Annotated in this window: 30 protein-coding genes and 1 pseudogene; 20 read left to right on the forward strand and 11 right to left on the reverse strand. The window is 33.6% G+C overall.

What is annotated here, in order from left to right:
* Window positions 1-211 precede the first annotated feature (211 nt).
* The 5 genes from AC0VX1_RS06480 (at window position 212) to AC0VX1_RS06500 (ending at window position 3,177) form a co-directional block, all read left to right on the forward strand.
* Complete coding sequence (locus AC0VX1_RS06480; protein ID WP_427679986.1) at window positions 212-484, forward strand: hypothetical protein; 273 nt, start codon at window positions 212-214, stop codon at window positions 482-484.
* A gap of 135 nt (window positions 485-619) precedes the next feature.
* Complete coding sequence (locus AC0VX1_RS06485) at window positions 620-1,144, forward strand: DUF2199 domain-containing protein (RefSeq protein WP_475470454.1); 525 nt, start codon at window positions 620-622, stop codon at window positions 1,142-1,144.
* A gap of 142 nt (window positions 1,145-1,286) precedes the next feature.
* Window positions 1,287-1,958, forward strand: a complete 672-nt coding sequence (locus AC0VX1_RS06490; RefSeq protein WP_328109891.1) for a hypothetical protein — start codon at window positions 1,287-1,289, stop codon at window positions 1,956-1,958.
* A gap of 195 nt (window positions 1,959-2,153) precedes the next feature.
* Window positions 2,154-2,591: a hypothetical protein gene (locus AC0VX1_RS06495; protein WP_475470455.1), complete on the forward strand. Its 438-nt coding sequence runs from the start codon at window positions 2,154-2,156 to the stop codon at window positions 2,589-2,591.
* A 148-nt stretch (window positions 2,592-2,739) separates the two neighbouring features.
* Window positions 2,740-3,177, forward strand: a complete 438-nt coding sequence (locus AC0VX1_RS06500; protein WP_440439300.1) for a hypothetical protein — start codon at window positions 2,740-2,742, stop codon at window positions 3,175-3,177.
* A 74-nt stretch (window positions 3,178-3,251) separates the two neighbouring features.
* On the opposite strand, the gene AC0VX1_RS06505 is transcribed toward AC0VX1_RS06500, so the two are convergent.
* On the reverse strand, window positions 3,252-3,521 hold the full coding sequence (locus tag AC0VX1_RS06505) for a serine hydrolase (protein WP_475470457.1): 270 nt from the start codon (window positions 3,519-3,521) through the stop codon (window positions 3,252-3,254).
* Between the two features lie 131 nt (window positions 3,522-3,652).
* Window positions 3,653-4,525 carry a protease HtpX gene (gene htpX, locus AC0VX1_RS06510; RefSeq protein ID WP_063236483.1) on the reverse strand — a complete coding sequence of 291 codons (873 nt, stop codon included), beginning with the start codon at window positions 4,523-4,525 and terminating at the stop codon, window positions 3,653-3,655.
* Between the two features lie 344 nt (window positions 4,526-4,869).
* Between htpX and AC0VX1_RS06515 the strand changes: the two genes are divergently transcribed.
* The 3 genes from AC0VX1_RS06515 to AC0VX1_RS06525 all read left to right on the forward strand — a co-directional run bounded on the left by AC0VX1_RS06515 (window position 4,870) and on the right by AC0VX1_RS06525 (window position 7,018).
* The gene (locus AC0VX1_RS06515) at window positions 4,870-6,015 is read left to right on the forward strand and encodes an Ig-like domain-containing protein (RefSeq protein WP_440439303.1); all 1,146 of its coding nucleotides are present in this window, start codon (window positions 4,870-4,872) and stop codon (window positions 6,013-6,015) included.
* 398 nt (window positions 6,016-6,413) lie between these two features.
* Complete coding sequence (locus tag AC0VX1_RS06520) at window positions 6,414-6,551, forward strand: hypothetical protein (RefSeq protein WP_440439304.1); 138 nt, start codon at window positions 6,414-6,416, stop codon at window positions 6,549-6,551.
* 296 nt (window positions 6,552-6,847) lie between these two features.
* The gene (locus tag AC0VX1_RS06525; protein WP_155726552.1) at window positions 6,848-7,018 is read left to right on the forward strand and encodes a hypothetical protein; all 171 of its coding nucleotides are present in this window, start codon (window positions 6,848-6,850) and stop codon (window positions 7,016-7,018) included.
* 189 nt (window positions 7,019-7,207) lie between these two features.
* Here the strand turns inward: AC0VX1_RS06525 and AC0VX1_RS06530 are convergent, their stop codons facing one another.
* The gene (locus AC0VX1_RS06530; protein WP_440439305.1) at window positions 7,208-8,083 is read right to left on the reverse strand and encodes an AbaSI family restriction endonuclease; all 876 of its coding nucleotides are present in this window, start codon (window positions 8,081-8,083) and stop codon (window positions 7,208-7,210) included.
* A gap of 331 nt (window positions 8,084-8,414) precedes the next feature.
* Between AC0VX1_RS06530 and AC0VX1_RS06535 the strand changes: the two genes are divergently transcribed.
* The 5 genes from AC0VX1_RS06535 (at window position 8,415) to AC0VX1_RS06555 (ending at window position 10,963) form a co-directional block, all read left to right on the forward strand.
* On the forward strand, window positions 8,415-8,834 hold the full coding sequence (locus AC0VX1_RS06535) for a hypothetical protein (RefSeq protein WP_440439306.1): 420 nt from the start codon (window positions 8,415-8,417) through the stop codon (window positions 8,832-8,834).
* Window positions 8,835-8,894: 60 nt separating this feature from the next.
* Window positions 8,895-9,173, forward strand: coding sequence for a hypothetical protein (locus AC0VX1_RS06540; RefSeq protein ID WP_440439307.1), 279 nt, complete (start codon window positions 8,895-8,897; stop codon window positions 9,171-9,173).
* 333 nt (window positions 9,174-9,506) lie between these two features.
* On the forward strand, window positions 9,507-9,791 hold the full coding sequence (locus tag AC0VX1_RS06545) for a DUF3784 domain-containing protein (RefSeq protein WP_063595431.1): 285 nt from the start codon (window positions 9,507-9,509) through the stop codon (window positions 9,789-9,791).
* Window positions 9,792-9,937: 146 nt separating this feature from the next.
* Complete coding sequence (locus tag AC0VX1_RS06550) at window positions 9,938-10,408, forward strand: DinB family protein (protein WP_475470462.1); 471 nt, start codon at window positions 9,938-9,940, stop codon at window positions 10,406-10,408.
* A 210-nt stretch (window positions 10,409-10,618) separates the two neighbouring features.
* Complete coding sequence (locus AC0VX1_RS06555; RefSeq protein WP_440440188.1) at window positions 10,619-10,963, forward strand: YolD-like family protein; 345 nt, start codon at window positions 10,619-10,621, stop codon at window positions 10,961-10,963.
* 96 nt (window positions 10,964-11,059) lie between these two features.
* Here AC0VX1_RS06555 and AC0VX1_RS06560 read toward each other — a convergent pair whose 3' ends face one another.
* The 3 genes from AC0VX1_RS06560 to AC0VX1_RS06570 all read right to left on the reverse strand — a co-directional run bounded on the left by AC0VX1_RS06560 (window position 11,060) and on the right by AC0VX1_RS06570 (window position 14,733).
* The gene (locus AC0VX1_RS06560) at window positions 11,060-11,308 is read right to left on the reverse strand and encodes a hypothetical protein (protein ID WP_475470464.1); all 249 of its coding nucleotides are present in this window, start codon (window positions 11,306-11,308) and stop codon (window positions 11,060-11,062) included.
* A gap of 222 nt (window positions 11,309-11,530) precedes the next feature.
* Window positions 11,531-13,987 (reverse strand): heavy metal translocating P-type ATPase, encoded by a 2,457-nt coding sequence (locus AC0VX1_RS06565; RefSeq protein ID WP_475471720.1) that lies wholly within the window; start codon window positions 13,985-13,987, stop codon window positions 11,531-11,533.
* 425 nt (window positions 13,988-14,412) lie between these two features.
* Window positions 14,413-14,733: an ArsR/SmtB family transcription factor gene (locus AC0VX1_RS06570; RefSeq protein ID WP_328109878.1), complete on the reverse strand. Its 321-nt coding sequence runs from the start codon at window positions 14,731-14,733 to the stop codon at window positions 14,413-14,415.
* Window positions 14,734-14,821: 88 nt separating this feature from the next.
* Between AC0VX1_RS06570 and AC0VX1_RS06575 the strand changes: the two genes are divergently transcribed.
* From AC0VX1_RS06575 to AC0VX1_RS06590, 4 genes are all read left to right on the forward strand, one after another.
* Entirely contained in the window at window positions 14,822-15,562 is a 741-nt protein-coding gene (locus AC0VX1_RS06575) for a DsbA family protein (RefSeq protein ID WP_440440186.1), read from the forward strand.
* Window positions 15,562-15,993: a disulfide oxidoreductase gene (locus AC0VX1_RS06580; protein ID WP_440440185.1), complete on the forward strand. Its 432-nt coding sequence runs from the start codon at window positions 15,562-15,564 to the stop codon at window positions 15,991-15,993. The genes AC0VX1_RS06575 and AC0VX1_RS06580 overlap by 1 nt, the downstream gene beginning before the upstream one ends.
* A gap of 184 nt (window positions 15,994-16,177) precedes the next feature.
* Window positions 16,178-16,723, forward strand: a complete 546-nt coding sequence (locus tag AC0VX1_RS06585; RefSeq protein ID WP_440440184.1) for a copper resistance CopC family protein — start codon at window positions 16,178-16,180, stop codon at window positions 16,721-16,723.
* Window positions 16,724-16,726: 3 nt separating this feature from the next.
* A complete protein-coding gene (locus tag AC0VX1_RS06590) occupies window positions 16,727-17,824 on the forward strand; it encodes a copper resistance D family protein (RefSeq protein WP_440440183.1) in 1,098 nt (365 codons plus the stop codon).
* A gap of 1,112 nt (window positions 17,825-18,936) precedes the next feature.
* Here the strand turns inward: AC0VX1_RS06590 and AC0VX1_RS06595 are convergent.
* The 4 genes from AC0VX1_RS06595 to AC0VX1_RS06610 all read right to left on the reverse strand — a co-directional run bounded on the left by AC0VX1_RS06595 (window position 18,937) and on the right by AC0VX1_RS06610 (window position 22,348).
* Window positions 18,937-20,577 (reverse strand): recombinase family protein, encoded by a 1,641-nt coding sequence (locus tag AC0VX1_RS06595; RefSeq protein ID WP_475470468.1) that lies wholly within the window; start codon window positions 20,575-20,577, stop codon window positions 18,937-18,939.
* A complete protein-coding gene (locus tag AC0VX1_RS06600; protein WP_440440181.1) occupies window positions 20,552-21,970 on the reverse strand; it encodes a recombinase family protein in 1,419 nt (472 codons plus the stop codon). Before AC0VX1_RS06600 ends, AC0VX1_RS06595 begins: the two co-directional genes overlap by 26 nt.
* Window positions 21,971-21,972: 2 nt before the next feature.
* A complete protein-coding gene (locus tag AC0VX1_RS06605) occupies window positions 21,973-22,143 on the reverse strand; it encodes a hypothetical protein (protein WP_430026624.1) in 171 nt (56 codons plus the stop codon).
* A 64-nt stretch (window positions 22,144-22,207) separates the two neighbouring features.
* On the reverse strand, window positions 22,208-22,348 hold the full coding sequence (locus AC0VX1_RS06610; RefSeq protein ID WP_440440180.1) for a hypothetical protein: 141 nt from the start codon (window positions 22,346-22,348) through the stop codon (window positions 22,208-22,210).
* 464 nt (window positions 22,349-22,812) lie between these two features.
* Between AC0VX1_RS06610 and AC0VX1_RS06615 the strand changes: the two genes are divergently transcribed.
* The gene (locus tag AC0VX1_RS06615; RefSeq protein ID WP_475470470.1) at window positions 22,813-23,292 is read left to right on the forward strand and encodes a GIY-YIG nuclease family protein; all 480 of its coding nucleotides are present in this window, start codon (window positions 22,813-22,815) and stop codon (window positions 23,290-23,292) included.
* Between the two features lie 58 nt (window positions 23,293-23,350).
* On the opposite strand, the pseudogene AC0VX1_RS06620 reads toward AC0VX1_RS06615, so the two are convergent.
* Window positions 23,351-23,837, reverse strand: a pseudogene (locus AC0VX1_RS06620) (DUF456 domain-containing protein).
* A 266-nt stretch (window positions 23,838-24,103) separates the two neighbouring features.
* On the opposite strand from AC0VX1_RS06620, the gene AC0VX1_RS06625 reads away from it, so the two are divergent.
* Together AC0VX1_RS06625 and AC0VX1_RS06630 are read left to right on the forward strand one after the other, a co-directional pair.
* Window positions 24,104-24,787 carry an EcsC family protein gene (locus tag AC0VX1_RS06625; protein WP_440440178.1) on the forward strand — a complete coding sequence of 228 codons (684 nt, stop codon included), beginning with the start codon at window positions 24,104-24,106 and terminating at the stop codon, window positions 24,785-24,787.
* Between the two features lie 223 nt (window positions 24,788-25,010).
* On the forward strand, window positions 25,011-26,162 hold the full coding sequence (locus AC0VX1_RS06630) for a restriction endonuclease (RefSeq protein ID WP_440440177.1): 1,152 nt from the start codon (window positions 25,011-25,013) through the stop codon (window positions 26,160-26,162).
* The last annotated feature ends 491 nt before the right edge of the window (window positions 26,163-26,653 follow it).

The following is a 26,653-nucleotide window of genomic DNA, read 5'->3' on the forward strand; positions in this document are numbered from 1 at the left end:
AAATATGGAGTGTTGTACAACTCCTTTATTTCCCTGTGCCTTCACGAAACATCCATGTCCTGAAATCACTCCGTTTAACCATGAACTAAAATTCAAGGGTGATGAAATCCTGCGAATAAGCGAGTATTTGTAAGAAAATCGGATTAAACTGAGGGAGTTCATTACGTTTATAATACAAGTAGACTTTGATTTAGATTGAGGAGATAAAATAATGCGTTCTTTTTTAAGAAAAGAATTTTGGGATGAAAGAAATAAACCTATTCTGTTTATACAGTGGGTATTAACAATCTTTGCAATAATATTATATTTCCAAACTAATGACAGTATAGATTATTTTTACTCTGGAATTATAAGACTAATTGCAGGGATAATCACCCTTCTAATAGGAATTGAAAACTACATTGTTAAAAAAAGAGAATATATATTTTGGTTCATCCTAACGATAATGTTTTGTGGAATGGGGATAGACATCCTATGGAACTAAAGGGGCAGCATAGTTCAATAAGAATTCTATGTTACTCAACCAACGTATCACGCGAAATTATCAAACTTAGCATTATCTTTTTGGGTTAATATTGAGATAAGATAAGGCTATTTTTTTATATATGGGGGATGTAAAATGAGCAATTATAAAGTTGGTTATCAATGTAAAAGTTGTGGAAACTATCACGATGAACTTCCCTTGAGTTATGGAAGTCCTGTTCCTGATTACTATGAAGAAGTACCATTCGAAGAACAAGAAAAACGAATTGAGATGAATGAAGATGTGTGTATTATTGATGATGAATATTTCTTTATTCGTGGCTATATTGAACTTCCAGTAATAGATGGGGAAGGTCCTTTTATTTGGGATGTTTGGGTTTCATTAAGTGAAACGAATTTTGATAAAATGATGGAGTATTGGGAAGTTGAAGGCAGAGAAAAGGATTTGAAACCAATGTTTGGTTGGCTGCAAACTTCTATTCCTTGTTATCCTGAAACATTAAACTTAAAAACAATGGTTCACACTCGTCCAATAGGTTTACGTCCTTCTATAGAATTAGAATCAACACAACACCCGTTATCCTTAGAGCAAAGAGAAGGACTTGGATTTAAAAGAATAAAGCAGATAGCAGAAGATTTGTGTAATGTAGAAGAAAAATAATAACTCTGCCTAATGAACTATCGGGTGTGTTAGCTGAAGGTCGGAGCTGTCTTTAAGGCAGCAACTAAAGGGGCACAGTTAGTTTTATAAGTTCAAATGATAAGAAAAAAAGAAATAATGGCGAATATAGGGGCGATTCAAAATGGATAACTGGAGAAATAATACGATTTGGTTTGAACAAATACCAGATAATCTTCAGTCTTACATAAACTTAAAAGAAGATAAGTTTAATGAGATGCAGCTTGAGAACATTGAGTATTTAACTCTTTGGCATCATAAAAAGAATAAGCAGGGAAACTTTGTGAGTATTCCTGAAAATCTCCTCTATCTAGAATTAAACAGGTCCAATATACAAGATTTCCTTTGGATAGAAAAAATGAATAAATTAAAGCGTATAGAATTACATTATTGTACTAACTTACAAAATGATTTTGGTTTGTCTGTATTAGCCAATACGTTAGAACATTTACATATTAATCAATCTAAGAAATTTGTACCAAATGAAGAATTATTCTCTTTGAAAAATCTTCGGGTTCTGTGCCTTAATTCTTGCGGTAATCTTGAGAATTTGAATTTTTTAAATCAGTTTCCTAACCTAATTGACTTTAGATTTGTTGATACTAATGTGTTAGATGGTGACTTATCACCAATTTTAGACCATCCAACAATCCGAAGTGTAGGCTTTCTGAATAAGAGACATTACAATATTAATGATGGTAAGATGGATGCTTTGTTAAAGGATAAAAATGGTGGAGAAGAATTTAAAACTGTTATCAAGTATGAAAAATATGAGACTTTTAGATATATTTATTAACTCAATTGTTAATGAACTAACAGGGTGCGTTAGCTGAAGATCAGAGCTGTCTTTAAGGCAGCTCTTTTCTTATGGAACTATAGGGGCAGTTTAGTTCCATAAGAGAAGGAACGCTTGATCTATTTATTGAACATATTGGTATGGTTATATATTTTTTATAGTAGAGGTGTTGTGGTTATGAAATAGTATGAAAAAATGTTAATTGCGATTAAAGATGCGAATTTGAATTGTTTTGCTAATAAGGGAGATTGGCTTTATATTGCTAATAATAAGGATACAAAAAAGGGGCTATTTAGATTACCTAACTATATATATTACTTTGTGTCTATAAATGATGAGCGTATGCCTTGTGAAATTGGAGTAGTAAAAAAAATTAATGGTCTTATCACTGCAAAAGAACTTGCTGAACTTGATTATAAAAGTAGAAAAAGAGATATTTCGCTTCTGACTGATGAAACTGTGAAAGAATATGAATGGTTTTTAGAAAAAGTTAATGCTCAGCCGGAACATACTCCTATGGCTGTAACTTGGTTTGAAAAGGTCTTACCTAAAAAAGAAAAAGAATTAAGAGTACATAAAAAGTTCTTCACGGGTCTATCAAAAGAAGAGAAAAAAGAATTGTTTGAAATCTAACTCTGAACAATTAACTAAGGGTGGCGTTAGCTTAAGATCGGAGCTGACTTTAAGTTAGCATATTCTTTATTTAACTATTAAGGCAGTTTAGTTGAAGAAGGAAAACACTAAAATCAAATTGTATAATCTAGACAAAGGGGTGATTGGGTTGAAAAGTGTTCCAAAGGTAAGGGAAATATTGCTTGACGAAGAAATAAATGAACAGGAGTTTGTTGGTATAATCAATGGCATTTATAAGCAAGACTGTTATATCTATGCCGTTATTCCTGAATGGGAAGAAGAACTATTTAACGAACTTTCAGATGATTTTATTATAATTAATAAATTTACGTTCCCTCTAACACGCATTTTTCCAAGAACAATGGGGTTCTTAGGATATGTAAAGGATAGTAAGAAACAATATATATACGAATTTTACTTACGGTCTACAACAATGGATTTGTTAGTGTTTTCAAAGACTGATATATCTCAACATTTAAATATATTAAACAAGAACATTGATATTTACAACGTATTTGAATCAAATAAAATCCCTCACATAACCATTGGTCCTGATGGTCAATGGTTAAATATAGTTGAGTATTGAATCATTCCTTAATGAACTAACGGGTGCGTTAGCTGAAGATCGGAGCTGTCTTGAAGGCAGTTTTTCCTATGGAACTAAAGGGGCAGGTTCACTAGAATTGAGGTTGGAAATTTACTGATTGAACAAGCACTAAATATAGAATTACTTTCCACACTTTTATCTTTTTCTGCTTCAAGTAAACCAAAGTATTCTGTACTTCTTATGTTACCACCATTAATTGCTGCAATGCTTAATCCAGATACATTATAATCTTCTATAATCTTTTGAATGTTGATATTTTGTGTTTTCGTACTAACAACCCCTAAATTAACTCCTATGTACAAACGTTTAAAATGCAACTCCATTAAACTGCCCGTTTGTTGAATACCATATATTGAAGGTTGTTGGTTTTTTATCCTGAGAGCAACAATCTTTTAGAAAAAAGCCTAACAAAAAAAGACTTTCTACATCGTTTAAATGTAGGAAGTCTTATCTATTAAAGTGATTTCAAATGTTCAATACGTTTTTCTAATGGTGGGTGTGTAGAAAACAGTCTGGAAAATTTCCCTTTGCCACTTATTTTAAAGGCAGCAATAGACTTTTGGCTGTCATCAACCAAGTTCGTGGTATGTCTTAATGATTCTAAAGCGTGAATCATATTTGCCTTTCCACCTAAATCGGCAGCTAATTTGTCCGCTTTAAATTCACGTTTTCTTGAATGCCAAAAGATAATGGGACTGCTTAAAATACCGAATAGAATCTCGAAAACTATAGAAGATACGAAGTAAACAATACCGGCAACTTCTTCTCTTACAAAACTTGAAACGATTTTTGAAGCAATACGGGAGAAGAAAATAACGAACGTGTTTATCATTCCTTGCAATAGTGTGGTTGTAACCATATCACCATTCTTAATGTGTGCTATTTCGTGTGCAATAACTCCACTAATCGCCTTTCGATCCATTCTTTCTAACATACCGCTTGAAACAGCTACTAAAGAACGTTTTTTGCTTGGTCCAGTAGCAAATGCGTTGACCTCTTGTGAATGATAAATACCAACTTGCGGCATACCTTTCAAACCAGCCGTATGTGCTAATCGGTAGGTTTCTTCCAATACAAAACGTTCGTGATCGCCACGCGGGGAATGTTCATCAATTAATTGAACACCCATAACCCATTTCGCCATTTTACGGGACATTAACAAAGAAATAAAGGAACCAGCAAAACCGGCGATGACGCTAAAGGCAAGTAGGGAACCGTAACCACCGCCACCAATATAACTTTCTACACCTAGTAACGTGGTGATCGTGGTAATGGTGATCAATACGAGAATATTAACGAAAATAAATAAGGAAATCCGTTTAAACAATTAAGCCCCTCCTAAAATATAATGAACCTTATCTTAATAAGGCGTTCATCAATAATGAAACAAACATTATAAAGCTATATACGAAAAAATTAAAAAAAAGTTTCAATAAAACTTCTCACCACTAAGAACAGAAAAAATTTTAGGCTATGTAACTTCATAGGGGAATTCAATTGCTATTCTTCGCCTTTTCTCTTCCTAATTCGCAGCGAGAACCTTAATCGTTTGGATTTTAATGTATTTTTATGTAAAAAAATATAAAAAAGAAACTTATGGAAATTCAGGTACTTATGTATTATTATAAGTGGAGTAAATAGTTCGTTATAACGAATTTAGGGGGACGTTTTGTGCGTAACAAAGGTATATTGTCATTGGTTTCTGTAGGTCTATTTGCTTCATCATTGTCTGTAGGTGTTGTTAAGGCAGAAGGAAACGATAACGGCTTGGCGAGGAAGGCCTTTGAAAGCCAAGTGGAAAAGCCTCTTGAAAAAGGTGTTATTGATTCTAAAATGTTTAATCAACTTGAAAAAAAAGTAAATGATTCTCAATCGGTTTCAGTTAAAGATTCTAACAAAATGGGTAGAATGAGTAGTTCTTCCAGTAGTAATTTTATTTTGGAAACTGAGCCCAATAACGACTTTGGTTCAGCAGATAATAGTTCTTATGAAAAATCATCTATTGGTCAGTTGCTTCCTATGAATGATTTGGATTTACATAAAGTGGTTGTTCCTAGTGATGGAGTTTTGTTAGTAGCAGGATTTACGGACTCATACTTTATTGATCTTGGGTTCGGGGCAGTTCAAAAAGATTTTGTTGAAAACAATAACTTAGAATATTTAGGCTATGAGGAAGATGAGGATGGAGTTGAAATACAAGCGTATCAAGCTAAGAAGGGCACATACTATGTGGGTGTCATAGACCTAGACAACGAATATATTGACGATAATACAACAGAAGACATATACGCTATCGGAACTGGATATGTAGACAATGTTAAACCATCTAAGCCAACAGTTTATAAGGTTGATAATAATGACAAAGTATTAACTGGAAAAGCAGAGGCCAGTTCTACTGTTACTGTTAAAAATGGAAGTAAGGTGCTAGGTTCAGCAAAAGCAACATCTAAAGGTACGTTCTCTATTAAAATACCTGTTCAAAAAGCAGGGACTAAATTGACAGTCACAGTTAAAGATAGTGCCGGCAATGTGAGTTCGAGTGTATCGGTAACTGTTGCTGATGTTGTTGCACCAAGCAAGCCAACAGTAAATAAAGTAGATGATAACGATAAAGTTATAAAAGGGAAAGCTGAAGCAAACTCAACTGTAACTGTTAAAGTAGGAAGTAAATCCATTGGTTCAGCAAAAGCTAGTTCTAAAGGTATCTACTCAGTTAACATTAAAGCACAGAAAAAAGGAACTACACTTTCTATAACTGCAAAAGATAAAGCAGGGAATACTAGTTCTAAGAGAACGATTACAGTGGTAAAACATTAAAGGTTAAAAGCATACACAAGTCGAGGTTAACTCCTCGGCTTTTTATATTGGTTTTGGAATAATTTTCGCCACGATGGCATCATAGAGGAGCTTAAGAAAAACCTTTATGAAGAAAGGAGAATGAATCTGGAAAACTTAATGCAAATAACTCCTTTAGTGTTTTGGGCAGTAATAATAATAGTGGGAATTTACTTATTAGCAAGGTATATAAAGAAATGAAAAATATTTTAATATTCTTAGGGATTGTGGCCGCTTTAATTATAGAGGGAAGTATTCTCTATTTTTCCACACAACCTACAAGTGCGGAATTAGAATACTCTTAACAATTAAAATGGGGTGTCAATAAATACTTAATTAATGAGAAGAACTATGTTGAAGACAACATAGAAGAAATTAAAGTGACTGATAACGCTAAGCTAAAAGGAAAGAAAAGATTTGAAATAGCTGTTGTATTTAAAGACGATAAAGACAGTGTATATTACTACCAGTATGATAAAAAATCCGGGAAAGTAGAACAATTTTGCAGTGACAGGTAAAAAACACGAGGAATAATAAAATAATTTACTTCAATAATGAAGATTGCTGCTGCGGCAACCTTTTTCTTACGAAACAAACGGGGCAGCTAGTTAAAATGTCAGTTTAAACTATATACCTCTTTCTAATTTAACCTCGGTCTGCTTTAATTTAGTATAAATCACAAATTAACCCAACCATTTTTTGGATATTTATGTTAATATCGACTTAAGTATCTAAACGATTGAAACATAGTAGTAAAAAGGTACGTAAATTCGTAAATTCAATGAAGTCGACAAATTTATAAAAGGGGTAAGTTATGAGTAAAAAAACTGAAGAACAAAGTAAAATACAAAAACCTTCCCTGGATAGAGCCGGTCAAAGAGCGTTTATGGGAAATCCTGAGGAATTTAAACTTTCTTTTTATGGGATCTTTATGGCTCTCATTCCCATTATCATATTAGGAATTATCGTTTGGTTAAATTGGTAATGAACCAACACTAATTTAATATGGTATTTGAATGGACGAAAGTTGAAAACACGTATAAAAAGCCCCGATTAGAGGCCTTTTTGTATACTCGCTAACAACGTACTCTTTGTTGAATAAGAAGAAAGTAGTGAGGTAAATCCTCCCTGATTAAAGCTATCTGCAAAATGGAGACGCAATTATCATTCCCATTTATTTATTGTAGGGGGTTAAATCAATTTCTTCAGCGATTCGTTTATAGAATACCGAATTCCCCTCGATATGATTCCACTGAAAAATACCAACAAATTGATACTTATTAGTTTTAAAAATGGGGTCCTTAACCTTCATAAATGTAATTCGATCTCTTGGTTTACCCACCGGGAGGTTGAGCGGAATATAATCCTTTTCCATTCTTTTTTCTTCAATTTCTGTCCAATTTTTGTTGAAAAGGTTAATCCATCCTCGAGTATTTGAGACATTTCCTTGTCCAATGTCTATAGATAACTGGGGGAACCACATCATATAGCGTTCATTAAACTTCCAATAAGATTTTTGAAGACTATCATAATTCTTTCCTAGACAACGCATCGCCTCTGAAATTGTACGAAACGTAAACTCATCATAAACGGATAATGTACCCTTCTTGACTGCTAACGCTGCATAATCTACGTCTTCAGACCAAGGTATTATCTTGCTGTTAGAAACCATTTTATTGATTAGTTGAACGATCTCTTCAATTTTAGTATGTATCTTTTCTATTGAGTTGGTGGCATCTATTCGTTCAATCTTAATTTCATTTTCCTTAACTGCTTGAAACATTTTTCCAATCTCTAATGTTCGAATTTCATCATTAAGTGCGTTACTTTTGTGATGCCCTTCGTCACATTCAATCCCTAAATGAATCTGCGGGAAATATAGATCAAGCAAGGCGTATTTACCATCCGCTCGTTTCACATATTGTTGAGTAACAGGTTTTAAATCTAACCGATTTAATCGATTCCAAATCCTGTTTAAAATATAATTCTCATAATCTTTCCTTTTAGTCCTGGAAAATGTTCGAACTAAATACTCTCTTTTCGCATCCATCTTTTCCCCGCCTTAATTAATCTAGCTTTTTGCTTCAAATATATTTATTCCATAAGAAAAAGAGTGGCTGATCAGCACTTATTAGTGAAGTCAGGTACCCAGCCATCTAACAAATTTCATATAGGACATATAATTCATATTATATCGGTCATTAAGAAAGAATACTGCCGGATAATCTTAGTAATAATGGACGTGGAACCAATGGTCAGAAATGCTACCAGATGGTGATGATCCGATTCTTTTAACGGTAGAACCGAAATTCAATTAATTCACCAAGGAAGAAAAAGATACCTTCTTTGATGTTCATTTTTCTTTATGTGGAGGTAAAAAAATGAGGAAACATCCGGTTTTATTTATACTAATAATTTGTTCCCTTTTAATAGGATGCAAAGAAACCGAAAGAATTAACCATCATTATAAGTTTTATGGTGAAGGAACGCATTGGAAGGCAACTTTAAATTTTAAAGGGAGGGGAAGCACATCTTCCCATTATGATGAACGCCAAAAAGATTTTGTACTTGTATACAAAGGGGAATATTCGGATATCTCCAATTCAATAGTAAACTATTCCTATAAGGCAAGCAGTGGAAACGAACGTGGGTCTGAAAGCCCTCCTGGCACAACGTATATTCGAACCAATGAAGAAGGTACTGGTGGTGATATACAAAGAAAAGATGAATTAATCAAGGTAATTGTTAAGTGGAATGGTAAAGAAGAAATTATCCCTATGAAAATTCAAGATGATAAGTAATTTAAATAACACATCATATACATAATTAGAATTAAATGTTTCTTGAAGGGAGGTAAAGTTATGAAGTGGATAAAACTAATGATTAAACAATTCCTAAAAGAGCCTTTGTGGTTTAAAGTTCTTATCTCTACAACTTTACTAATATCCATTATTTTTAGCAGTTCATTTTTTTCTAATAATGCTTATTTTCAAAGCGGCTCCAAAATAGCTGCGGCTATCTTTTTTTGCACTTATGGTATCAAAATGAGGAGAAATCTTACAACTTCTGTTATCTTGTTTACTTCAGCAATCATATGTGTTTATTTATCCATCTTGGCCATATTTGGTTTCTACTTTTAGTTTTGAATGTAAATTGCGAATAAGGGAGTTGCTTAGGGAGCTCACTTTCTAATAGTATTTTAGTTTAAAACTTAGTTTAAATGCACAATGACCGACATTTGCTTTCACAATACGCCTGTGACTGTATGGATATGTGTACTTAAACCTGGGAGCGTTAGCAAAAGAATGGAGTTGTCATTAAGACGGCTTTTTCTATATGCAACTATTGGGGCAGGTTAGTTGAATAAGGAAAATGGTTTTTCTTGTGGTAAAATCAACATAAAAAGGTAACCTTTACCTTTTAGTTCGTATTAAAAGTAGCAGGAAATAAAATTGTCCTTTGGGGGTGAAAAGGTGGATTATGGATTATTGGTTATTGGTATAGCTCTTTTACTTGTATCGTACTTAGTAGCTGTGAAAAAACAAACCTGGTTGTTAGCAGGATTTAATGAAAAAATGATAAAAAATAAGTCTTTATTAGGTACAGTGACAGGTGGAACTTTTTTTCTACCGTTAGGATTGTTAGTAGTTTTCAATAGTTTTATTGACTATCCTTATGAATTAACGGTTCTTATAATTGCTATGTTGCTTTTATTAACAATTGTATATGTTTTTATCAATAGAAGGTTACTTGACTAAAAGGTGCTATAGCTTTAATGAGCTGTGACGATCACGATCAGCTCTTTTTCTTATGGCACTAACGGGGCAGGATAGTTCCATAAAGGATAAAACTAAAATGAAATACGAACCTATATCATTATTTATTTGAAGTAAAGGAGGATAAGATGAATACATATTGTAATAGTGCATTGAATCAAATTAAAGTGGCTGTAAAGACAATTGTTGAGATGATGGAAAAGTTAGAAGAAAATGACTTACAAAAAAGACCTACACCCAATAAGCATTCCATAGGAGAGCTGTTAGAACACATTGCTATTATTTGTGAAGCTGATTCGCTTATATCGGACGGGGCATCCCAAGACAAGATGAATAAATTTTATTCAAGTGTTACATATAAAAGCTTATATGAGATGAAAGAAGCGTTGATAAAAAATCATCGATTTTTAGAAGATAAATTTATGAATTTTACAGAAGTCGAACTTCAAGAGGAAATTACTTCTTATTGGGGCGTTACTTACTCACGATATGAATGGTTGTTAGAGATTGTAGCTCACGTTTATCATCACAGAGGACAATTACACTCTATGCTTGTTCATTGTTATGGGAAAGACCCAAAAGTTCCATTATTTGAATAGACTTTACTAATCAACTAACGGGTGCGTTAGTTCCATAAGACACGAAAGAAGACCACAAATCGCGGTCTCTTTTATTTGTAAAAAATAAACAATGCCGTTTATAAATATTGTTCCTTTAGCCTGAACTTATTTAGGGAAAGAGGAATTTTTTTCTGCTTTTTATAAGAACTCTTGTTCGTGTATAATGGACAGAAAGGAGAGATCTTTCTGATGGGTACAATTCGTGATAGAGGGATTATTAAATGGCAAGCAGCATTGATGTTACCTGAACATAAGGCCTTGAATAAAAAAATGGGCGAGGAAGATAATTTCCTAAATAAAAAACCTGTCCTTGATGAATACCAGGTCGAAGAGTTTGAAAACAACATTCATTATGCAATGGAATATCATTTACCGATAAGTTTTACATTGCATAACGCGGGAAATCAACAAGAATTGCACGGGTATTGTGTGTACATACAACCTGTTACGAAAGAGTTACGTATTCAGAAGAAAGATAGTTCCTTTGAGTATATTCAGTTTGATGAGATTATTAGTGTGATTGTAGGAGATTAAGAGTAAATATTATTTAGTTTTAAATAAATAATAAAGCTCTTCAAAATTGAAGAGCTTTTTAATATAGATTTTTTATAATAAGATTAACAGAAGTCCTTACTTTTTGTTTCTAGCATAGATAATTTCAAAAGCTGAAGCCGGTAAGACAATCAAGTCTTTCATTTCATCTTTAGTATGCTTGCCTAAAATAATCAAATTCTTCAATAGCTTCTCTTTAGTGTCAATTTCTTTATCCATTTCCATATTGGAATCGTAATGGGCCATTTCAAAGCCGATGCCTTCTTTCCAATACTTCTCAGCCTCTTCTTTAGTCATACTTTTCCAAGTGTTTAGAACTTTAGACATAAGGCCATCACCTCCATTTTTAAGCAATTCAAGTGTTTTACTATATATTACCTCATTTACCTCTTCTTTATTCACGGGTTAAGAATAACCACCAAATGAATTTCATAGTCACTTTTGGTGAACGTAAAATCGAAAGATAAATCTTTCTTATTTAAATCAAAGACACCTAATCATATGATGGGTGTCTTGTTCTGTGTTTTATAGAATGAATAATTATTGTGTTTATCCTTTAACTTTCAATAGGCGTAGTGCATTTAAAATTACAATTATGGCAGCACCTGTATCACTAAGAACAGCGATCCATAATGTTAACCATCCTGGGAAGATCAAAGCTAGTGCAATAAACTTTACAATTAAAGAAAACCAAATGTTTTGTTTAATAATTTGTAAAGCCTTTCTACTGAGTTTGATTGTGTGAGGCAGCTTTTCAAGATTATCAGCCATTAAAACTATATCAGCTGTTTCCATTGCTGTATCTGTTCCGGCTCCACCCATTGCAATCCCCAAATCAGCTGTTGCAAGTGCTGGTGCATCATTTATGCCGTCACCAACCATTGCTACTTTATAACCTTCGTTTTGTAGTTGCTTAATAGAACTCACTTTATCTTCGGGCATTAATTCAGCAAAATAACGGTCAATAGGAGCTTCAGAGGCAATCATTTTAGCTGTGCCTTCATTATCACCAGTCAACATTACGGTTTGATTAATCCCGATTTGTTTTAAACCATTTAAGGCAGTAACAGTTGTCTTACGAATAATATCAGAGACAGCGATTATACCCATTATCTTTTGTTCCGTACCAATAATAACTACTGTTTTTCCTTGTCTTTGAAACTCTTCTACAGTTGTTTTTACATTGCCTAAGGTTACATTCATTTCTTCAAACAGTTTAAGATTGCCTGCATAATGAATAACTCCATCAATAGTAGCCTGAACTCCTTTACCAACAATGCTTTTAAACAACTGACCATTTTTTGATTGTATGCCCTTGTCTTTTGTATAGTTTACAATTGTTTTAGCAATTGGATGAGTTGAATAATCTTCTAATGTCAAAGCAACGGACAACAACTCGTCATCTGATGTGCCTAGAGCTTTTATTTCCGAAACTTTTGGCTTTCCTTCAGTCAATGTACCCGTTTTATCAAAAGCAATCGCATTAATAGATCCTGCTGTTTCTAAGAATGTTCCACCTTTAATTAAAACACCATTTTTAGCCGCATTTCCGATTGCAGAAACAATAGCTACAGGAGTCGATATAACCAATGCACAAGGACAGGCAACTACCAGTAATTCAAGTCCCTTATAAAACCATTCTCCCCAAGTTCCTAAGCCGAGAATAGGAGGTAGGATCATTACAACTAGGGCTAATACAAAGACAATGGGGGTATAGATAGTTGCAAATTTATCTACGAACGCTTGTGTAGGAGCTTTCTTTTCCTGTGCTTCTTCTACTAGGTGAATAATTTTTGAAATCGTTGTGTCCGCAACTAACTTGGTTACTTTAATTTCAAGGGAACCACTTTCATTTATAGTTCCTGCATAAACTGTATCACCCATTCCTTTATCAACTGGAATTGATTCTCCCGTAATTGGAGCTTGGTTTATACTGGATATACCCTGAATGATTTCTCCGTCTAATGGGATTTTGTCTCCGGGTTTAACTACAATAACTTGACCAATGGAAATCTCCTCAACCGGCTTTCTAACCAGTTCTGAGCCAGTAAGCACCCACGCTTCTGGCGGAGCTAAATCCATTAAATTCCGAATGGAATTTCTTGTTTTTTCTATAGAACGATTCTGCAAAGCTATCCCTACAGCAAATAACCAAACTACAGTTGCTCCTTCTAACCATTCACCAATCAAAGCAGCTCCAATTGCCGCAGCAGACATTAAGACATTCATATCAAGTGAAAGGCTTTTTAAAGCATAGTAAGCACTTTTGACAGGCTTATATCCACTCAATAAGATTGCTATTGCATATAAGATATTGCTCATTAAAGGCAAAACATCATTGTATGAACCGATAAACCCTAGAGCAATTAAAATCCCTGACAAGGTGATTAACCCTTTTCCATCTTTGTGTGTAGAAGTTTGGGTAGGTTTACTATTCCTCGAAACCAAAGACGATTTATAACCAATTTTAGCCACTTCAGACACGATATCTTCAACACTATTGTCGTGTTCAATCTTCATTTTCCCAGTAGAAAAATTCACACTAACATTTAGTACAGAAGGTAAAGTGTTTAAATGGTTTTCGATACTTTTCGCACAACTACCACAATCCATTCCTTCGACGTTGTACGTCCTCATATTTTGGTTTTGTTCTACTGATTCAAGCGTATAACCAAGGTTTTGAACGTGATTTTCAATTTGATCAAACGAACCACTGTCTCCAACGACTTGTAGTTTTGCTGTGCTGTAGTTCACAGTTACATCCCTGATCCCATTTAAAGCACTTAAACCTTTTTCTATGGTAACAGCACAAGCTGGGCAATCCATTCCGTGCACACGGTATACAACTTTTCCTTCAGAAGCGGAAGATGAAAGTGGGATGTCTGTTATTTGTCCTTCATCCTCAACTTTACTACTACAGCAAGAGCTTTTTGCCCCAATAGGCTTTTCTAAAGCGACAGTATTACTGCTACAGCAAGAGCTTTTTGCCTTATTAGGCTTTTCTATAGCGACAGAATCACTGCTACAGCAAGAGTTTTTTGCCTCATTAGGCTTTTCTAAAGCTGCAAAATCACTGCTACAGCAAGAGCTTTTTGCCTCATTAGGCTTTTCTAAAGCGGCAAAATCACTGCTACAGCAAGAGCTTCTTGCCTCATTAGGCTTTTCTATAACGACAGAATCACTGCTACAGCAAGAGCTTTTTGCCTCATTAGTCTTTTCTAAAGCGACAGAATCACTGCTACAGCAAGAGCTTTTTGCCTCATTAGTCTTTTCTAAAGCGGCAAAATCACTGCTACAGCAAGAACTCTTTGTTTCATTATCATTAGTTTTTTGTAATGGGTTTGAAGTACTGCTACAACAGCTTTTATTTTTGTCTTTATGATTATTTTCTTTTGAATTACAACATTCATCGGCCAATGGATTTCACCACCTTAATCAATATGATTTTCACAACAAGCAATATCAGTATGCACTTCTTCAAATACCATATCGAACATTGTGAGTAGATCTCTTACTTGTTGATTTCGCAGGCTATATCTAATGTATTTACCTTCCTGTCTACCCACAATGAGTCCACAGCCTTTTAAACAAGCTAAATGTTGAGATATGTTTGATTGTTTACCCTTTATATCCTCTACAATCTCTGAAACTGTTTTTTCTTGTTCTTTAATTGACTCAAGAATTTGAATCCTCGTTTTATCTGAAAAACCACGTAGGAATTTAACCTTCATATCTAAATCAGTCTTAACCATAATAAACTTTTCCTCCAATCATATTAGACAGTACTAATATGTTCTGATATTATCATATTAGCAAGCACTAATATATGTGTCAAATTTTATGAAAATTTCAAAAAATACTTTGCTTAATTGCAGAAGAGGAGAGGTAAGGGTGGAAAAAAGGAAAAATTCAAAAAGTAAACGATCACCATTTAAATTATTGGTGATTGCAACTTTGCTGATTTTTGCTGCATTAACTGCACTATTTGTTATAAACAATTCGAAGGATAAAGACGCTACATATGAGAAAATACCGCCAATTGAAGGGCAACCGACACTAGGTAAGTCAGATGCTCCTGTAACAGTAGTAGAGTTTGGAGACTTTAAGTGTCCTGCTTGTAAAGCGTGGGGAGAAAGCATTTATCCTCAGTTAGTAAAGGACTATGTTGATACGGGGCAGGTTAAATTTTCTTTTGTAAACGTGTTATTTCACGGAGAAGAATCAAAATTGGGTTCACTTGCAGCGGAGGCAGTTTATAAACAAAATCCTGATATGTATTGGGAATTTCATAAAGCGTTGTTTAAGGAACAGCCAAGAGAAAACCACGATGCATTATGGATAACAAGTGAGAAAATTAATGAAGTTGCTGCAACGATTCCCGACATTGACGTAAATAAATTACAAGAAGATATGAAGGATCAGTCAGTGGTCGAGGAAGTTAACACAGACGATAAGTTAGTCCAGGAGTTTAAGGTGGAAAAAACACCAAGCATAATGATAAACGGCACAATGCTTGGAGATCCTTTTAACTATGAGAAAATAAAAAATCTTTTAGATAAAGAGTTGAAAGGTATGGAGTAATGAGTGACTTAAATACTAAACAGATATACTTATATGGGGCTTGGTTAGTGTCAGTAATAGCCACTCTCGGAAGCCTATATTTTAGTGAATTACGTGGATTTATCCCCTGTGAACTTTGTTGGTATCAACGCATTCTAATGTACCCTCTTGCTTTAATACTAGGAATAGGAACATTTCAAAATGATCCATCGGTTAAAAGATTTGTACTACCAATGGCGATTATTGGATGGATTATTTCTTTTTATCATTATTTGTTGCAAAAAGCTCCGGGTTTTGCACCAATTAAACCTTGTGTCAATGGGGTTCCCTGCAATGCACAGTATATTAACTGGGCCGGTGTTGTTACTATTCCGTTTTTAGCTCTTACAGCCTTCACTTTAATAATAATCTTTATGTTTCTTTTAAGGTCTTCAAAGAATGAGAAAAAATAAGAATTACATATTTTAGTCTAATATATTACTAACGCTCTCGATTTTTTTTGAGGGCGTTTACTCTAAATGCTTTTGTGTGGTAAGTCATTACTAGTTTGCTAATTAGTCAAAACTTATTCAAATACCCTTTTGAAGCGTAATAACCAATTTGATTTAGATTTGAGCTACGATTTGGAGGATACATATGATTAAAAAAATATTGTTTATTACATTTTTCTTTTTTATAGGTTTTAACAACAACGCCTTGGCACATACAGGCTTAGAAAGTTCTTCTCCTCAAGATGGAGAAATTGTCAAAAAGGAAATTCAAGAGATTACATTATCTTTTGAAACAAAAATAGAACAGGGTAGTACATTTCATTTAACAGATTCAAATGGGAAATCAATACCTGTAGAAAATATCTTTATAAATGAAAACAAAATGGTTGGGGGTTTACTAACCCCATTAGGGAAAGGGACTTATCAAACAGTGTTTAAAATAATTGGTGCAGATGGTCACCAAATAGAAGGTCAGTATTCTTTCTCTGTTGATATCCCAAAAAACCTAACACAATCTGAGCAAGATCAAACCCAAAAAGAAGAACCTAAAGAGGAAGAAAACAAAAAAGCAATGGAGAACAAAGAAGATGAACAAAAAAAATTGCCATCGTATCTGATTCCTTCGGTTATTGCAGTTTTGATTATTATTGGATTGGGAAGTTTGTTGTTGTTAATGAGGAGGAAGGAATAACTAATGTTAATCGTCGGAATGATAGGTGAAGTATTATTATATCTTTGCTTTTCTCTTATAATAGGGAGCTTAATCCTACATCTTGTCCCAAATTCTAAACGTCCTGATATTTTTGTTCCTAAAGGAGCATTACTGACGGCTGTAGGGGGAATAGCTATCTTTTCATTTATTCCTGTCCTTCAATTGGTTTTACACCTCTATCAAGATATAGGTGTAGGACAAACGTTCCAATCAGTTCTATTTACCTTCGAAGTGGGGAAAGCGTGGATTTTCACCTATCTTGTTTCTAATTTATTATTCATTTTTATCGTTTGGTTTGATTATAAGAAGAAACCTCTATACGCAATTATAGGAATGCTTTTTAACTTGATTCTAATCTTAGCTTTAGGGTGGGCAAGTCACGCAAGTTCCCTTGAAGGGTGGAAAGGATCATTAACACATACTTCACATTTTATTGCAGTTACCGTTTGGGTAGGGATTTTACTTGTTGTAGGGTGGTTTTCAAAAGACCATTCCAATTGGCTGAACTTTTTAAGATGGTTTAGCCCTGTTGCGATTACTTGCTTAACAGTAACTATTATCACAGGAATAATACTAATGACATTTGTAGTTGATATAAAAGACTATGTAAATGCTTGGTTACTTTCTTATGGTCAAACTCTATTAATCAAGCATTTGTTAATAATCCCTTTATTAGCTTATGCAATAATCAATAGTATTCTAATTAGAAAGAAACTAAGAACTAATACGTCATTTAACCCAAAACCTTGGGCAAGAGTAGAAAGTATAGTAATCTTGCTTATCTTTTCTGCGACGGCAGCATTAGGACAGCAATCACCACCTCACGATATTGTTACAACTGTTAAAAGTGAAGGGGCTTCTAAACTATTTACAACACTATACCAAGGTTCCTTTAACCCTGATATGGTTGTGAATTTCAGTTTTAATGCAACAAGTGCAATCCTTATTGTTTTAGCCGTACTATTTTTAGTTTTAACAATATATTCATTTATCAAGAAAACATCTACATTGGTATCATTTTTTATGAGTATTCTATTCGTGTTCTCAAGCTATTTATCCTTGATATTAAGTATTAAGTGAGAACTGGGAAGGAAGGGGGAAGTTAAAATTATTAATGCCCCTTTCTACAGGCTGTTCCTCTACTGATCAATCCAAAGCGGAGTCTACAGATAAGGGACTATTCTCAACGACTGTTTCCGGGAGACCTGAACTCCGTTTCGATTCCTGGGGATGGGGACCCGATTATAGCACTGGTGTTATGAGGGGTGGAGGAGTGGATTTGAGCTCATTAATTATGGCAAAGAAGCAGTTGCTATAGATAGCGTGAAAGTTTATGATGCTCGTGGTTCTGTTCTCCAAACATACTCTCCAGATGACTTAGATGAGTTGGGCATTGTAACTAGCATTGGACCCTCATCTCATCCTCAATGAATATGAGAATCGACTTTGAAGACGGGAAAGGCCCGATTGTAAACGGCAGTAGGCTTTCTGTTTTTGCTACAAAACCAAACGGAAACACCTATGAATATTCAATAAAATTCAGAGAATAAATGTCAAAGCATTTCAACAAGAAGGAACAGCAGATTGTATATCTGTTGTTTTTCTTTCTGTATTGTTTGGACCTATTGCACATATAATGGTTATGCTACAACAAGAAGGTTAGTAGAGACCAGATTGTAATGAAAAACGAAGCAACGGACATTCCGTTGCTTTTTTGGTTTCGTTACAAGAAATACCGGGATAACCTATACTAATTCACTTAAGTCACTCCGGGATTGCTAAACTAAATTAAAACAGAAGAGAGTGAAGCACGACAATAAGGAGTTTATTACTGGTACGGATATGGAACATTTCAGGTTAAAGGAACTTAAAGTATCAAATGTTCCATTATAATTAAAGGGAGGATATAAAACTCTCATTTCGTTGTATATCTTTCGGTAATGTGAGCATAATGTTAAAAAGGATTTCGGTAAAGTGCTTATCTAGGGATCCCTCGATAAGCACTTTACCGAAAAAAAAGCCCACGAAAAGCTTGATATCAAAGGGTTTCTAGATCTTTCACAAAAAAATAACAAGGGTAATATAGAATGTTTCGGTAATATAAGCAGTATGGACGAAAACATTTCGGTAATGTAAGTAGTATATTTTTAAGGAGATTGCCCCATAAAAAAACTGTTGTTACAAACAACAGTTTAACTAGTCTTACGTTCTTTAATGGAATCCATTATCGATTCAATGTCAATATATGGGCTTAAACGATACTCAATAGCACAATGATCTCGTTTGAAATCACAAACGATTTTCTTTATAGCTAAAAGAATAATGGATCGTTTTTCTTCATTACTATATTGATACACATTTAGTGTATAACGGTCGATCAGCTCTAAAGTCATCTGATCTTCTAATAAACAATCAATTTGTATAAGGACCTTATTGTAAAGAAGTTTGTTTTCCTCTTTTAATTTAAGTTGTAATTTAAAAGCTTGCAGAAATTCTTCGTAATATTCCATCACTGGATTTAGTAATTGCATTTTATACCGGAGATTTTTAATATCATTTTTTAAAGATTGAACTTCTTTATTGCATAGTTTTTTCCAAGTTGCTGAGATCTCTTTAAACATAGTTTTATTCGCTTTTAATTCTCTGGACCAACGTAAGGTAAAATCATTAATTATTTTTTGGTGAAGGGCATCCTTTTGGATTTTACATTTACAATTAGGGCAAAAATAAATGGATCCATCTTTTTTTGATTTGGCGGATGTTTGATTTTTTGTATTTAATTCTTCCCCACAATCACTGCAAAATATAATATTTCTTAATATAAAGGGGCTATCCATTCGATCCTTATTCTTTGAATTTCTAAAGTTTTGAGTGATTTCCCAAAGTGCAGGACCTATTAAGGCTTGATGATGGTCTGAAAACAATGAGGCTTCTTCCAGAGGTTTTTTTTTGCTATCAGAGTAACTTGTACGGGCAAACCACACCAAATCTCCCTTATACCATAAATTGTTTAATAAATATCTAATAGTTGAATCATTCCAATGGCTATATCCAGATGGAGAAGGTACATTGGAGCTTTCAAGTAATTTAGCAATTTTCCTTTCGCTATATCCAAAACTATATAAATAGAAAATAAATTGGACAATGGAAGCAGCTTCATTCGGTATTAACTCATCTTCACCGTCTATTCCCGATTTGGAATATCCATATGGCATACGAGTTTTGGGGCGATTGGGCTTACCATTAACGGGTTTATTAATTACATTGACGTGATATTTGGCCGCAGTATAAGACTTTTTTTGGGATTCATCATAATCTAGTGAAAGTCGCATTTGAACTAAAGGATTATTTTCATCCCACTCAACCTCCATTTTTGTGGAAAATAACTTGAGTTCCGGCTTTTTTTGTCTAATTGGCAAAATAAAGTCTAAATAGAAATCTGCAATCAATCTAGTTACTCGTGATTCATCATAGAATATAACTGTATTTGCATTTGGATTTCCTAAAATGAATTCTTTCATTTCATTCATTTTTTCACGTTTATTAGCATTGTTATGAAAAGCAGAGGTTGCTGCCTCAACAAATATAACAACTACAGAAAACCCCAGTGATTTAGCTTTGATTGTTATTTCCCTTTCTTGTATAGAAAGAGAGAACCCTTTAGTTTGCTTTTCATCTGACCAACGTATGTATCCGGTAACTAGTTTTACAGGATCTTTATACATATGCCAAGGTAACTCTACTATTTCAAGTTCTGGTCTTTCTTCTTCAGTAACCAAATATATACCATTAACGTTATAAATATATTTATGCAGGAAACTCATCCATTTCATCCTTCCCCTCTATATATTTCCCAAATGTAGTGTGGTAAATCAGAGCATTAGAACTTACTTCTATTTTTGAAATGAGAAGATTTACTAAGTGGTTAATTTGATAGTTTTGCAACTCATTTGTAAGGCTATCTATTACAACTTCAACAAAAGAATTGATTCCGATCCTTGTATCTGTGATTTTGATTAATATCGTGTGAATTTTCTTCATTTCTTCTTTGAGAGATTTTGATTGCTGACCTAATTTTTTTAACTTTGATATTTGATGAGATCCAACTAACTTTGTAATTTCTTCGTGAACTGATATTAGAGTATTTTGCAATAAAGTAACTTCTTGCTTGTGATTTTTTTCTAAGTTGTATAAATGGGTGAATACGTCATTTTTAATTTCATTAACTGAAATTTTATTAAGGACATATTTAAGGTGTTCAGAGATTAATTGATCATACTGAGAGACCCCAATTTCAATTCTAGGATGTTTTTTGGAACAGACATAGTATCCGCTTTCCCCTAATTTGGTGGAGCGGAAATTCATAGGTGTTTTACAAATACTACATACCGGAACTTTCAATCCTTTATTATGAGAAAATGATAGGGCCGTTTGTACTTCCTGCTCACACTTCGATAAAACTTCCTCTACTTTTAAAAAAACTTCTAGAGAAATGATAGGGGAAACGTGCGGTAGAGCCACATATTCATTCTGAATCTTTATGTGACCCGAATAAAAAGGATTTTTTAGAAAGCTTAGTATTTTCTGATGGTCCTTAAAAAGCTTTTTATATTTGATGAATTCTTCCAGCAGCTCATCAGCAGAATTGATGTTTATCACAGAAAAAATAAAGGATTTTAATTCAGTTTCCACATTAGGGTTAGGTATATATTTCTTGTTGTATTTCTCCCCTATTATATTAAAACCGAATATTGAACCAGGATACTGTAATCTTGTTAGAGTGGTACGTTGAGAAATATTCCGGCCATCAAACTGGGGGAAAATACCGTATAGTGCTTCTATTGACAATACCTTTGAAAATTGTGCTTGACTATAATCTGTGAAAATGAGATTCACATTGTATCTATATAATATTTTTACAAGATCAACGTATTCATAGAAATTACGAGCCAAGCGGTCCCTATTTTGTACAAGGACTGTTTTTATCCTCCCTTTTTTAATTTCTATTAAAAGATTTTGAAATTGCGGCCGATTTTCAGAAGATAGTTTATTTGCAGATACATTATTATCGATAAACCTTAGTACCATTTCAGTATTAATATTATTACGAGATAGGTAAATATCAGCTAAACTTATCTGTTTTTCAATGTCTTGGCTTCCGGTTGAGACTCTGCAATATATACCGATATATTCTTGATATAATTCTTTAACATCTATGTACGACATATTTACCCCTTATCCATAAAATCCTTATTATTAAGTAGGAATGAGCCTTTCATAAAGGGTGTAAGTTCTAATTGGTCTATGACGATTTTTTCAACCAATCTTTTAAAAAAATAAATTGACTCTTCCTCATTATCTTCTTTAAAAGAAACCTTTACTACGGGTTTATGAGACATTGCTTTCATCCTTTCATCAAGTAATAATATAATCATTGACGAAAGGATAAAAACTTATACTATATCATTCCTCTTGTTCTTCTAAATCTAGCTCCAGTTGATAAACGCTTGAAATATTTGTATTTTTACCGTGTGGCCTTATAAAGATCTTTGGTTCACTTGCCGGTGTCTTCAATTCTTTCATTAACTGATATAAATCAGTCATCTATCACAACCCCTTCCTTAAGAAAATAATTTGAGAAACGCTCGATAATTTGTTTGGAGACTCCAACATTTTCACAGTTTTCATATATATAGTTGATCCATTCCGGTTCTTTACAATCCTTTTCCAATATTAAAATCCCTCATTACAACAGTTATTTTTATACGAAGTGATTATATTCTTTGTAGTTTCGAAAAAACAATATGAAAGAAAAGTTTTTTTCAATTGATATATATTTTTATATTTAAAGCAAAGGTATTAAAGCATATCTAAAAAATAAAGTTAATTATCACAAACGTTTGAAAGGTTTTATATACTATTTAAGTGGAGTAGAAATAGCATAACACGACCATTCCAGAGGACGTAGATGTCCCTTTTAGGGGCAAGGCGATGCTTAGAAGCAAATATAGATATGAATTAGTAAAAGTACCTGGATTTGAGGACTTGGAACATAGGCTGGTCATTAAGTGGGCGGGGGGGGCCAGGGATGGTGTGTCAAAATAGATACATTTGCTAATGAGGTTGTTCAATTACTGCCCAAAGGGTTTGTAAGAGATTTCCCTGGTTATTTGGATATCAATATATCTTTCCGTGAACTACAGGGCATAGTTAATGATCCTAACGCTAATGCGATTTGGCATAAAATGCTTTCTTCAGTTGGGGCTGTCTACCTGATTGTCGATACAAAAGAAGGGAAGCAATATGTTGGGTCCGCCTCCGGAAAAGAGGGTTTGCTCGGAAGGTGGAAAGAATACGCGATTAATGGTCACGGAAATAATACAAAATTAAAAGAGCTGATTGAAGCAGACCCGAAACGAATACATACATTCAAATATACGATACTTCAGACTTTACCAAGAACACTAACCCAAAATGAAGTTCTTAGAGAAGAAGGCAAATATAAAGATAAACTTGGAACAAGAGCTTATGGCTTAAACTTAAATTGAATAGAAAAAGCTGCCTGTTGAAAGTCAGCTTATTCTTAATGTGGCCGTTGAAAAATAATTAAAAAATTACCGCTAAAATAAACCAAACAATCATCAACAATTGATTGAATTAATACTTTGGCTAAACTGCCGCCTAAAAAACCGATGATAGTAGCAAACCCAACTTTAGTAGCCTTCATTATATCTTTTTGAATGATTAATTCCGTAACGAGGACTGATAAAAATGGTACAAGAATAATTCCAAAAGGAGGGAAGACAAATGAACCAACAATCGTGGCAATAGCTGCTATTGTCTCGGATGTTTTCGACCCCCCATACTTTTTAACAAAATAACTATTTGCGATGATGTCGGCCGCTATTAATACACCGCTCAACACAACCATACTGATCCAGAACCATAAGGATAACTCATCAGAATTAATGAGGAATTGATAAACTGCAAATCCTCCCAAAATGGCAACAACCGAGGGAATAATAGGATAGACAATTCCTATAAAACTTAATGCAAATAAGACGATCGTTAATCCCCACCATAAAATATCCAATAAAACTCCACCTTTTCATACTTACGTATCATTTATACCTTAATGGTTTGGCTTTTTTTATGGTCAAATTTTTAAAATAATATGGCTTAAGTTCATCAGGGTACATAGTTCCAATACATACCTATATCAGTTTTGTCTGTGCCATTATAGAGAGACTATAAAGTTATAACGGTATTGCGGATTGGTGAGTTGCAAATTAATTATGATATTTGATGGTGTTAAAGTATAATATTACCATCAACGAGTGGAAGAAAGGTGAGGGTAAAGTGGCAAGGGAGAAAAAATCTATAACGCACGATACAATAATGAAAGCATTAGATTGGTCATATGATAAAGCGGTTAACGGAGGTATCCCTGGAATGGATACAGCCATAGAGTTAGCAGATAATTACTTACAAAAGAGTGGAACATTAGATGAAAAAGTTAAAACTTTAATTCTTTGGCAAAATACAAAAAGTGCCACAAGTGGTTTTATAACAGGATTAGGTGGAATCATTACGTTACCAATTGCCATTCCAGCGAATATTGCTAGTGTAATCTTGGTACAAGTTAGAATGGTAGCGGCTATCGCTCATATGGGAGGGTATAATTTAAAAGATGATCAAGTAAAGTCTTTTGTTTATGCTTGTTTAGCAGGAAATGGGGCTAAAGATATTCTTAAAAATGCAGGAATCCAAATTGGGAAAAAGCTAGCATTCACTGGTATAAAAAGAATACCTTTTGAGGTTATAAAAAAGATAAACCAAACGGTAGGATTCCGTCTTTTGACGAAATTCGGAGAAAAGGGAGTTATTAATTTAGGGAAGATGGTACCTTTGGCAGGCGGGGTAATTGGTGGAACAGTTGATGCATTGTCTACTAATACCATCGGGAAAGTGGCTCATAAGCTTTTTATTTCAGAGTCATCTGCCAATGCTAAAGAAGAGCCGGTTATTATTAATATGAAGTAGCAACAATTAGGGTAATAGATTGAACTAAAAATAGTAGCTTATCTATAAAGATAAGCTTTTTTATGTAAATTATTATATTAAATTAACTCTGCAATTGTAAGTGTTCCATATAGATATTAAGAAAATAAATATAAGGGGAGAGAAATACTCATTTAAAATAGAATACTAACTTAAGACTTTCATTGAACAATCAAATCGTTAGTATGAAAGGGTTGGGGATATTTTGGGGAATAATTTACTTTTAACAAAAACAAAAATGTCTGAGATAGTTGGTTGGTCTGAAGCGAATGGTAGAAGATGGGTTAAACATTTTAATGATTATATACCTACAAATGTTAATGGAAATAAAGTTATGTACACGATGGAATCGTTAAGAATAATGAAATTTCTAAAAAAATTGAACGAAGCTGGTTTAACTATACCAGAAATTAAACTGATAATTAATAAAGAAGGAATGCCTAAATCTGAAAAAGAAGAGCAAATGCTAATAGGAAAGCACAAGATTAACCGAGTACATAAAGATTATGATGAAAATATTAAAAGTACTATCCCTTCTGCTGGAGAAATGATGATTCCTTATTTAGAAATGATAAAAGATGGAGAAGCATACTCAGCTAATCAAATTACAGAAAAATTAGTAAACTTCTATAAACTAACTGAAGAGCAGCGACTAATGAGGTATGAAAATAATTCGGACATAGTATTTCTTTCTAGAGTACGAAGTATCAGATATAGCTTAAAAAAAGAAAACTATATTGAGGAGATCAATAAGCTAACCTACCAAATTACAAATGATGGTCTTGAGCTACTTAATGAAGGCAAAGGTGAAATCGAAGAGGAAATTGAAGAGTTAGAGAAAGTAGTAGATCCTCTAACTGTCGTTAAACAAAAGTTAGAAGAATTAAATAATGAATTGGCAGATAATTTATTGAAGCAATTAAGAAATGTCCATTGGATGAAATTTGAAGATATAGTGGTTGAACTCTTGACTGTAATGGGGTATGGAGACGGTCAAGTTACAAAAAGAACTAATGACGAAGGGTTGGACGGAGTAATTAAAGAAGATAAATTAGGTCTAGATAATATATATGTTCAAGCTAAAAGGTATGCTGTAAATAATTCTGTTGGTCGTGATGTTGTTCAAAGCTTTTCTGGTGCTCTAGACGGAAAAGGTGCAAGGAAGGGTGTTTTTATTACAACTTCTCACTTTACGGATGGTGCTAGGAAATATGCCGAACGATTAGAATCGAAAAAAATTATTTTAATTGATGGTATTGAACTATCAAAACTAATGATCGCTCACAATGTTGGGGTGGATATCAACCACACTTTTGTGGTGAAAGCAATAGATTATGATTATTTTAAAGATGAATAGCTTAGAAATGAGGGCTTACTAAGGGCGTTTCATAAGAAACGACTAGGATAAATTGATAAATATGAGGCTTGTGGCTCTCATCAAGTCGAGAAATTACATTTAGCAATTCACTAACTGCATTTTACTTAGTATATAGTTCAACATCATTGATTTGATTAATAATTTTCAATACCATCTGTTTTAGCTCAGTAATTATTTTATTATAAAGAGTGAATTAAAAGACAACTAAAAACCTCCTTATTGTCAATATGGACAACAGGAGGAAATGATATGATTTTAGGACTTAAAAACAAGTGTATAAACCAAACATCATCAAGATTTCACTAGGATTTTCATTCTTCTATAAACTTTTCTATATCTTAACTCGCTATTCTTGATAAAGTTGACATATAAAAAGCCACCCCGCTTAGTAAGCAGATTTGGGTGGCTATTTCGGTTGGTGATTAAACACCAATGGATTTTCTAAGTCTATGTAAAAGGACAGATTATTA

It is taken from the genome of Peribacillus sp. QJM3NY_7 (assembly GCF_056173225.1).

Excerpts from the sequence above, each read along its gene's own strand:
- AC0VX1_RS06525 (WP_155726552.1), top strand. The coding sequence starts at position 6,848 with ATGAGTAAAAAAACTGAAGAACAAAGTAAAATACAAAAACCTTCCCTG.
- AC0VX1_RS06585 (WP_440440184.1), top strand. The coding sequence starts at position 16,178 with ATGATTAAAAAAATATTGTTTATTACATTTTTCTTTTTTATAGGTTTT.
- AC0VX1_RS06610 (WP_440440180.1), bottom strand. The coding sequence starts at position 22,348 with ATGACTGATTTATATCAGTTAATGAAAGAATTGAAGACACCGGCAAGT.
- AC0VX1_RS06555 (WP_440440188.1), top strand. The coding sequence starts at position 10,619 with ATGGGTACAATTCGTGATAGAGGGATTATTAAATGGCAAGCAGCATTG.
- AC0VX1_RS06550 (WP_475470462.1), top strand. The coding sequence starts at position 9,938 with ATGAATACATATTGTAATAGTGCATTGAATCAAATTAAAGTGGCTGTA.
- AC0VX1_RS06485 (WP_475470454.1), top strand. The coding sequence starts at position 620 with ATGAGCAATTATAAAGTTGGTTATCAATGTAAAAGTTGTGGAAACTAT.
- AC0VX1_RS06590 (WP_440440183.1), top strand. The coding sequence starts at position 16,727 with ATGTTAATCGTCGGAATGATAGGTGAAGTATTATTATATCTTTGCTTT.
- AC0VX1_RS06600 (WP_440440181.1), bottom strand. The coding sequence starts at position 21,970 with ATGTCGTACATAGATGTTAAAGAATTATATCAAGAATATATCGGTATA.
- AC0VX1_RS06495 (WP_475470455.1), top strand. The coding sequence starts at position 2,154 with ATGTTAATTGCGATTAAAGATGCGAATTTGAATTGTTTTGCTAATAAG.
- AC0VX1_RS06560 (WP_475470464.1), bottom strand. The coding sequence starts at position 11,308 with ATGTCTAAAGTTCTAAACACTTGGAAAAGTATGACTAAAGAAGAGGCT.
- AC0VX1_RS06530 (WP_440439305.1), bottom strand. The coding sequence starts at position 8,083 with ATGGATGCGAAAAGAGAGTATTTAGTTCGAACATTTTCCAGGACTAAA.
- AC0VX1_RS06480 (WP_427679986.1), top strand. The coding sequence starts at position 212 with ATGCGTTCTTTTTTAAGAAAAGAATTTTGGGATGAAAGAAATAAACCT.
- AC0VX1_RS06490 (WP_328109891.1), top strand. The coding sequence starts at position 1,287 with ATGGATAACTGGAGAAATAATACGATTTGGTTTGAACAAATACCAGAT.
- AC0VX1_RS06580 (WP_440440185.1), top strand. The coding sequence starts at position 15,562 with ATGAGTGACTTAAATACTAAACAGATATACTTATATGGGGCTTGGTTA.
- AC0VX1_RS06605 (WP_430026624.1), bottom strand. The coding sequence starts at position 22,143 with ATGTCTCATAAACCCGTAGTAAAGGTTTCTTTTAAAGAAGATAATGAG.
- AC0VX1_RS06540 (WP_440439307.1), top strand. The coding sequence starts at position 8,895 with ATGAAGTGGATAAAACTAATGATTAAACAATTCCTAAAAGAGCCTTTG.
- AC0VX1_RS06575 (WP_440440186.1), top strand. The coding sequence starts at position 14,822 with ATGAAAATTTCAAAAAATACTTTGCTTAATTGCAGAAGAGGAGAGGTA.
- AC0VX1_RS06505 (WP_475470457.1), bottom strand. The coding sequence starts at position 3,521 with ATGGAGTTGCATTTTAAACGTTTGTACATAGGAGTTAATTTAGGGGTT.
- AC0VX1_RS06570 (WP_328109878.1), bottom strand. The coding sequence starts at position 14,733 with ATGGTTAAGACTGATTTAGATATGAAGGTTAAATTCCTACGTGGTTTT.
- AC0VX1_RS06535 (WP_440439306.1), top strand. The coding sequence starts at position 8,415 with ATGAGGAAACATCCGGTTTTATTTATACTAATAATTTGTTCCCTTTTA.
- AC0VX1_RS06595 (WP_475470468.1), bottom strand. The coding sequence starts at position 20,577 with ATGAAATGGATGAGTTTCCTGCATAAATATATTTATAACGTTAATGGT.